Genomic DNA, 7,045 nt, shown 5'->3' on the forward strand with positions numbered 1-7,045 from the left:
GTCTTGTCTTGTCTTGTCTTGTCTTGTGGTTATTTTTATACCTAAAATAGTAATTATTTTATATCTATTATTTTGTTTTATAGAGAAAATATTTTCTATAAAAGAATTTTTAGTTTTAATATCACTATAGATTTCATTTGGGGTTTCATTAAGTAGTTCTAAAATGCCTCTATACCAATGTTCATAATCTCCTTTATAGATATCAACTACTAAATCAAAATTAACATAATTATAATAAGCTTTTATTTTATTCATTCTATCTGTGAAAGTAATATTTTCAAATAGTGACTTACTTTTAAAATAAAATTCTTTTCTAAAGCTTTTATCACTTAAAAATAGTATTCTAGCCCTATAAATTATATGAGGTATTACAACTAATAAAAATAAGGCATAATACTTTGCAAAATCAAGGTTAGACAATGTTTGTATATAATTTTTTGTAGTGATCATATTATTTATTCCATTTAATACAGTATCTCTTTTTGATTGAGTAGAATTTTGATTAAGCCTGTAATTATATTTTATATCTCTAAAAAAACTAGCCCTATTTAATTTTGACAAAAGTGTATACCAGAATATTATATCTTCACCTGTTCCATAATTAGGAAATTTAAAATTAAGGCTTTTAACAAATTTTAAATTAAATATTTTATCCCAAACATGACAAGGAACTAACATTATATCTGGTGTATTATAAGCATTAATATTTGCTCCGTATAATGAGTTAGGTAAAGAAGCATTGTATAATAATTTATTGTCTTCCGTTACAGCTCTATGTAAAGATATAACCATTTCTGAATTATTTTTATCCGCATTTTTTATAAGAAATTCCAAGAAATCATTGTCCATAAAATCATCACCATCCATAAAATGAATATATTCACCTTTGGCAGTTTCTATACTAAGATTTCTTACACTTCCAAGTCCTCCATTTTCTTTATTTATTATTCTTATTCTTTTGTCGGAAACAGCATATTTTTCTATTATATCTTTAGTGGAGTCTGTGGAACCATCATTAATAATAATAATTTCAATATTTTCTAATGTTTGATTAATAACAGATTCTATAGCTTGAGATATGTATTTTTCTACATTATATGCTGCTATTGCTACAGTTATTTTTGGTTTAGAAGCATCTTCTCTATTTGGTATATTTATTTTTTTATGTACTTTATTTTTATAAGTATCATCTGTATAAGTATTATAATCATACCATCTTCTATTTTCATCTGTAGTAAGAACTACAGCAGGAAATTCAGCTATGCTATAACCTTCTATAGATTTTTGATTTATATATATAGCTGTTAATCTTTCTCCTAAATAACCATTATATCTAGCATATTTACTGTATTGACATAATCTAGCATCATATAAATTTATTTTTTCATCTACTTTAGAAGTTATTGAAAACATCCATTTAGCATATTCATCAAAGTCATCAGACTTCATTATGATCATATTAGCATAATACGATTTATGACCATACAGTAATTCTAAAGCATTATTGTAATATTCTGGATAATCATTTTTTATAATATCCATAGCAATATCTAAATGTTCTGGAAGGTGTTCTGCTTTATAGTGATCTTCTACAGTATAATTTGACCAAGTTCTTAAATCTTCTTTCTTTCTTGTAATAATGAGGTTATCCTTTAATATTTCAGATATTCTATCTTCATTTATCTGCATTTTTTCTAAGAAATCATTAGAATTAAATTTATCATCTATAACTATTTCATAAAAATCTCTATTTTTATTTTCGCTGTTGGGATTTAAATCTAAAAATCTTCTATAATGTAATAATCCTTTATAATTAGATTTTTTATTTTTCCATAACCAATATATAGCAGTTAATTCAGCATAATTATAATTTTTATATGATATATTATCTCCTATATCATCACCTATCATATTATCTAATACATTTGGTGCTAAAATTCTTCCAACTTGAATTGGTATTAAACAATTATTCTTTACTATTATTGATTCTTTATGATATGCTACAGCTATAGCACAATTAATATTTTTATTTATTAATTCTTTTTCCCATAAATAATTAGTTTTAATTGATTCTTCTAGAGTTCTTTTAGGTTCCCATTTCAATATTGTTTTTGCTTTTGTTATATCAGCATAAAGTTTAGCAGGATCTCCAGGTCTTCTTTCTTTTATTTCTACAGGTATTTTTTGGTTTAATACTTTTTCACAAACATCAAAAACCTCTTTTACACTATGACCATTTCCTGTTCCCAAATTAAATATGTCTGTTTTGTTGTTTTTTAGTAAATATTCATAAGCCAATCTATGAGCTTCAGCTAAATCTAATACATTAACATAATCTCTTACACAAGTACCGTCTTTAGTATCATAATCTGATCCGAATATATTAAAAGTTTTTGATTCATTTATTGCAGATTTTATGATATTAGGAATTAAATGTGTTTCCGGTTCATGCCATTCTCCAATTCTTCCTTTCTCATCTGAACCAGCAACGTTGAAATATCTTAATCTAATAGATTTTAACCCATATGCTCTATCATAATCATCCATTATACGTTCTACAGCTAATTTGGAATATCCATACGGATTTATAGGATTTTGAATATGTTTCTCATCTATTGGTGTATATTGTGGTTCACCATAAGTAGCACAAGTTGAAGAAAAGACTATATGTTTTACATTATGCTTAATCATAGTATCAAGCAAATTTACAGTACCATATATATTATTAATGTAATATTTACTTGGATTTTTCACACTTTCTTCTACTAAAGCAAAAGCAGCAAAATGTATAACACCTTCTACATTATAAGAAGAGAATAAATTTTCTATATCTTTTAAGTTTCTTAAATCACCTTTTACAAATTTTACATTTCCTAAACTAAGCAATGTATCAGCAGTTTCTATATGTCCGTTTTCTAAATTATCAAATATTAAAATATCATAATTATTTTCTATCAAATTAAGCACTGTATGGCTACCTATATAGCCAGCTCCACCAGTTATTAACAACATAACACGCCTCAACTTTACAAAATATTGACTAAGTATATCATATATTTTTTTTCAGTCAAGTATTTTTACTATTTTATATGTGTTTTTTACTAATAAGTATTGTTATTAAATATAAAAAATATTATTTTTCATATAATTTAGAAAAATATTTTTTATAATAATTATCTTTCATATTCGAATTATTAACAGTTTTTATGATCTAGCATATTATTTTTATCAAATTTATATATACATTTACAAACATATGAATAATGATATATTAATTTAATACTACACTTTTATAATAAATTTATATTTTAGTCATAGTAAAAAGAAACAAAAATACTAAACTATTACATGTACTTTATAATACACTACTTTTGACCATACTAATTTACATCTTCTCATACATTATATATAAATAACACATTTTAAAAATACATTTTTACTAAGTATGTTTAAGTTTATTTTATTAAATAATATTAATTTTTTAATACTATCACTGCCATATGAATAGGATATTTATACCATAACAAATATATCTTTCACAAAAAATACAGCAAATAATAATATAGAAATTATTGATAAAAATGACTTAATTGATATTTTAATTTATAGTTAATATCAATAAATATAAAATTGCATGCCAGTAAGACATATTGCATTTAAGTATTCCTTAATTTATTAAAGTAATCAAACAGTGTATAATAATTTAAAGCAGAGTATGTACATTTGTAATTCCAAAAATTATTATATTTTTCTTAATTTTTTATTAGCTTTATACAAAGTTAATTACTGATTACAAAGTCATAAATTCTTTTTAGTCACAGCTATGTGTACTTTTTACTCCACCTACAGGGTACATCGTAGAATGTATATAAACTCTTTTAATATACTTCTTAAAAGATAATGAATGTTCTGTATTAAATAAAAGTTTTCTGTAAACAAATTACATGCCATTGTCTATTTTAATAGAATGAACACGGAAAGTAAAATATTATAGTATACGTTTAATCAATAGTGATTTCTTCAGTTTTTTCAGAATTATTTTTAGCTTTATTAATCATTAATACTATATTTTTTCTGATTTATATTATATTGTTTCATAGGAATTACTTTAAGTTTGTTTATATGCTAATTTAAATTATAAATAATACCTGCTTTTTTAAACTAAAAAGTGTGCAATATCTATAGCTCTTAAACGCTTTTAAACAAAAAAAATATTGATATTTAACAAAATATACATTATACTTTTTCTATTAAAAATATTTTAGGACATAATTATGAATATATTCTTTACAATAAATAATAGTTATGCAAAATATCTTGCCGTAACAATAGCTTCTATTTTATATAATTTAGATCAAAATGAAATAGTAAATTTTTTTATATTAGATGGCGGTATATCTGAATATAATAAAATAAAAATAAATAATTTGAAAAAAATTAAAAATTTTAATATAGAGTATATTGTAGTAGATAAATCCAAATTTGAAAAAATAGTTTCATCATCTCAGGCTCATATATCTAATGAAACAAATTATAGATTTATAATATCTTCTTTAAAACCAGATTTAGATAAATGTTTATTCTTAGATGCTGATTTAATAATAGATAAAGATATAACAGAATTATATAATACAGATATAGATGACTATTATATGGCTGCTGTGGCAGATCAGGCAGCATTGGATAATACTTTTTCTTGTACTTATAAATTAAATCTTCCAGAAAATTACAGATATGTTAATACAGGAGTCATTTTAGTTAATTTAAAAAAATGGAGGGAAGATAATATAGAGACTAAATTATTTGAAAATGTATTCAAGTATTCTAATGTATTAATGTTTCCTGATCAAGATACTCTTAACATAACATTAAATAGCAAAGTCAAATATTTATCTCATGTATATAATGCTATGCCAGTACAAAATTACATTGTCAAAGAAGAAAAAGAAGAAGCTTTTAATAATCCAGTTATAATACATTGGGCAGGTTTTATGAAACCATGGCGATTTATAGAAGCTAATTATTCCAATTATTTTTGGAAATATGCTAAAATGACAGATTTTTATGAGGATATTATATATGAAAATATAGAAGATATTATGTATAAAAAAACAACAGAAGAATTTAATAAAATATTGATGGAAAAACAATTAGAAAATAGGATTAATAATATTGATGAAAGAACTAATATTATTTATAATTTAGAAAATGATATTAATAATCTTAATGAAAGAACTAATATTATTTATAATAAAGTTAATATACTTATTAATAAAATTGCTTGGTGGATACCAGTGAAAAAGTGGCGTGATAATTTTAGATCTAAATTTGAAAGACCAGACCAGACCAGACCAGACCAGACCAGACCAGACCAGACCAGACCAGACCAGACCAGACCTAATTACTATATATGCAATGATTGCATATACTTTCCTAAATATAAAAAATTACAACCTATGCTGCAATTTTATATTGCAGCATAGGTTTTTTATTTAATTAAGGATTTTATATGTTAAAGAAGATATTAAACTTTATTTATTCAAAAAGAGATGAGGGAATATATTGTTATATAACTATCTTAGGAATCAAAATAGTTACTAAGCCTTTAAGACTGCAAATTGAAAAAAAATTAAATGATATGGAAAATAAAATTAATAATTCATTTAATGAGTTGTATCCATTCATATTTGATAGAAACAATGAAATGCACAAACGTTTTGATGATATATATCCTTTCATATGCGATAGATTAGGCGAAGTACACAAACGTTTTGATGAGTTATATCCTTTCTTAGAACAGAGGTATTCTGATGTACATACTAGATTTAATCAATTATATCCTTTTTGGGAAGAAAGACTAAAAGATGTACATACTAGATTTGATCAATTATATCCTTTTATGTTAGATAGAACTAATGACATAAATAAGAAAATAGATAATTTATACCCTTTTATAAATGATAGATTTTTGTATACTGATTCAAATGTTAATGATATAAAAGATCGTAATTTGGTATATTTATATGGACATTTTTTTGAGATGTATCAATATATGATAGAAAATGAAGATGAATTTAATAAAAATATAGAAGATTTCAAAATTGGACTAGATAATTATGGACTAGAAGTTTTAAATACTTATTTGATGCAGATAAAATCATTTGTAAATAAAAAAATATGCGGACGACATTTTTATAAAATAGATAATACAATGTCTCATTTTTTTACAAATGAACAAAGAGTTGTATGGCTAAATAGAGATAGAATTATGAAATTCATAAATGATAAATATTCAAAAAAATATGATATAAATGATATACTTCCATCATTACATGTAAATTATTATGAATTGGGAATAGTTTATTTACCTGATAGTATAAAAAAGAGATTTTCAAATTCCATAGCTATAGATTGCGGAACTTGGATAGGTGATTCAGCTATTATGTTATATGAAGAATACGATTTTAAAGAAATTCATTGCTTTGAACCTATAAAAAGAATATTTAACAAATTAAAAAATAATGTAGATAAATATAGATTATATGACAGAATTAAAATACATAATTACGCTGTATCTAATAAAAATGAAAAAACGTACATGTTAGATGATGATGCAGGTTCTACAATAATTGATAGTAACATAGATGAGGCAGAAATTGTTGAATCAATTACATTGGATAAATATTTAGAAAATAAAGAAAATATAAGTTTAATAAAATTTGATATAGAAGGATTTGAGGAACAGGGTCTATTGGGAGCAGAAAATATTATAATAAAGTATAACCCAGTACTTTTAATTAGTTGTTACCATGACTATGTTTCATTAGGTCAAATGTTTAGAATAAAAAAATATATAGAAAAATTAAATTTAGGGTATAAAATTCTTTTTAGAGGTCTAACACCTGACTGCAATTATGAATATAATTTGATATGCTATACTGAGACCAGACCAGACCAGACCAGACCAGACCAGACCAGACCAGACCAGACCAGACCAGACCAGACCAGACCTAATTACTATATATGCAATGATTGCATATACTTT

General features: G+C 23.7%; 3 protein-coding genes. 2 read left to right on the forward strand and 1 reads right to left on the reverse strand.

What is annotated here, in order from left to right; translation table 11 throughout:
• The coding region (galE, locus tag Q1X91_RS14675) for a UDP-glucose 4-epimerase GalE (protein ID WP_300759188.1) at positions 1–3,012 on the reverse strand (3,012 nt) is incomplete at its 3' end.
• A 1,262-nt stretch (positions 3,013–4,274) separates the two neighbouring features.
• On the opposite strand from galE, the gene Q1X91_RS14680 reads away from it, so the two are divergent.
• Complete coding sequence (locus Q1X91_RS14680) at positions 4,275–5,483, forward strand: glycosyltransferase family 8 protein (protein ID WP_300759189.1); 1,209 nt, start codon at positions 4,275–4,277, stop codon at positions 5,481–5,483.
• Positions 5,484–5,509: 26 nt separating this feature from the next.
• Positions 5,510–7,045, forward strand: a 1,536-nt coding sequence (locus tag Q1X91_RS14685) for an FkbM family methyltransferase (protein WP_300759191.1), incomplete at its 3' end; no start/stop codon positions are given.

Origin of the sequence: uncultured Brachyspira sp. (assembly GCF_949287625.1) — a bacterium.
Lineage (GTDB): Bacteria > Spirochaetota > Brachyspiria > Brachyspirales > Brachyspiraceae > Brachyspira.

Excerpts from the sequence above, each read along its gene's own strand:
- Q1X91_RS14680 (WP_300759189.1), top strand. The coding sequence starts at position 4,275 with ATGAATATATTCTTTACAATAAATAATAGTTATGCAAAATATCTTGCC.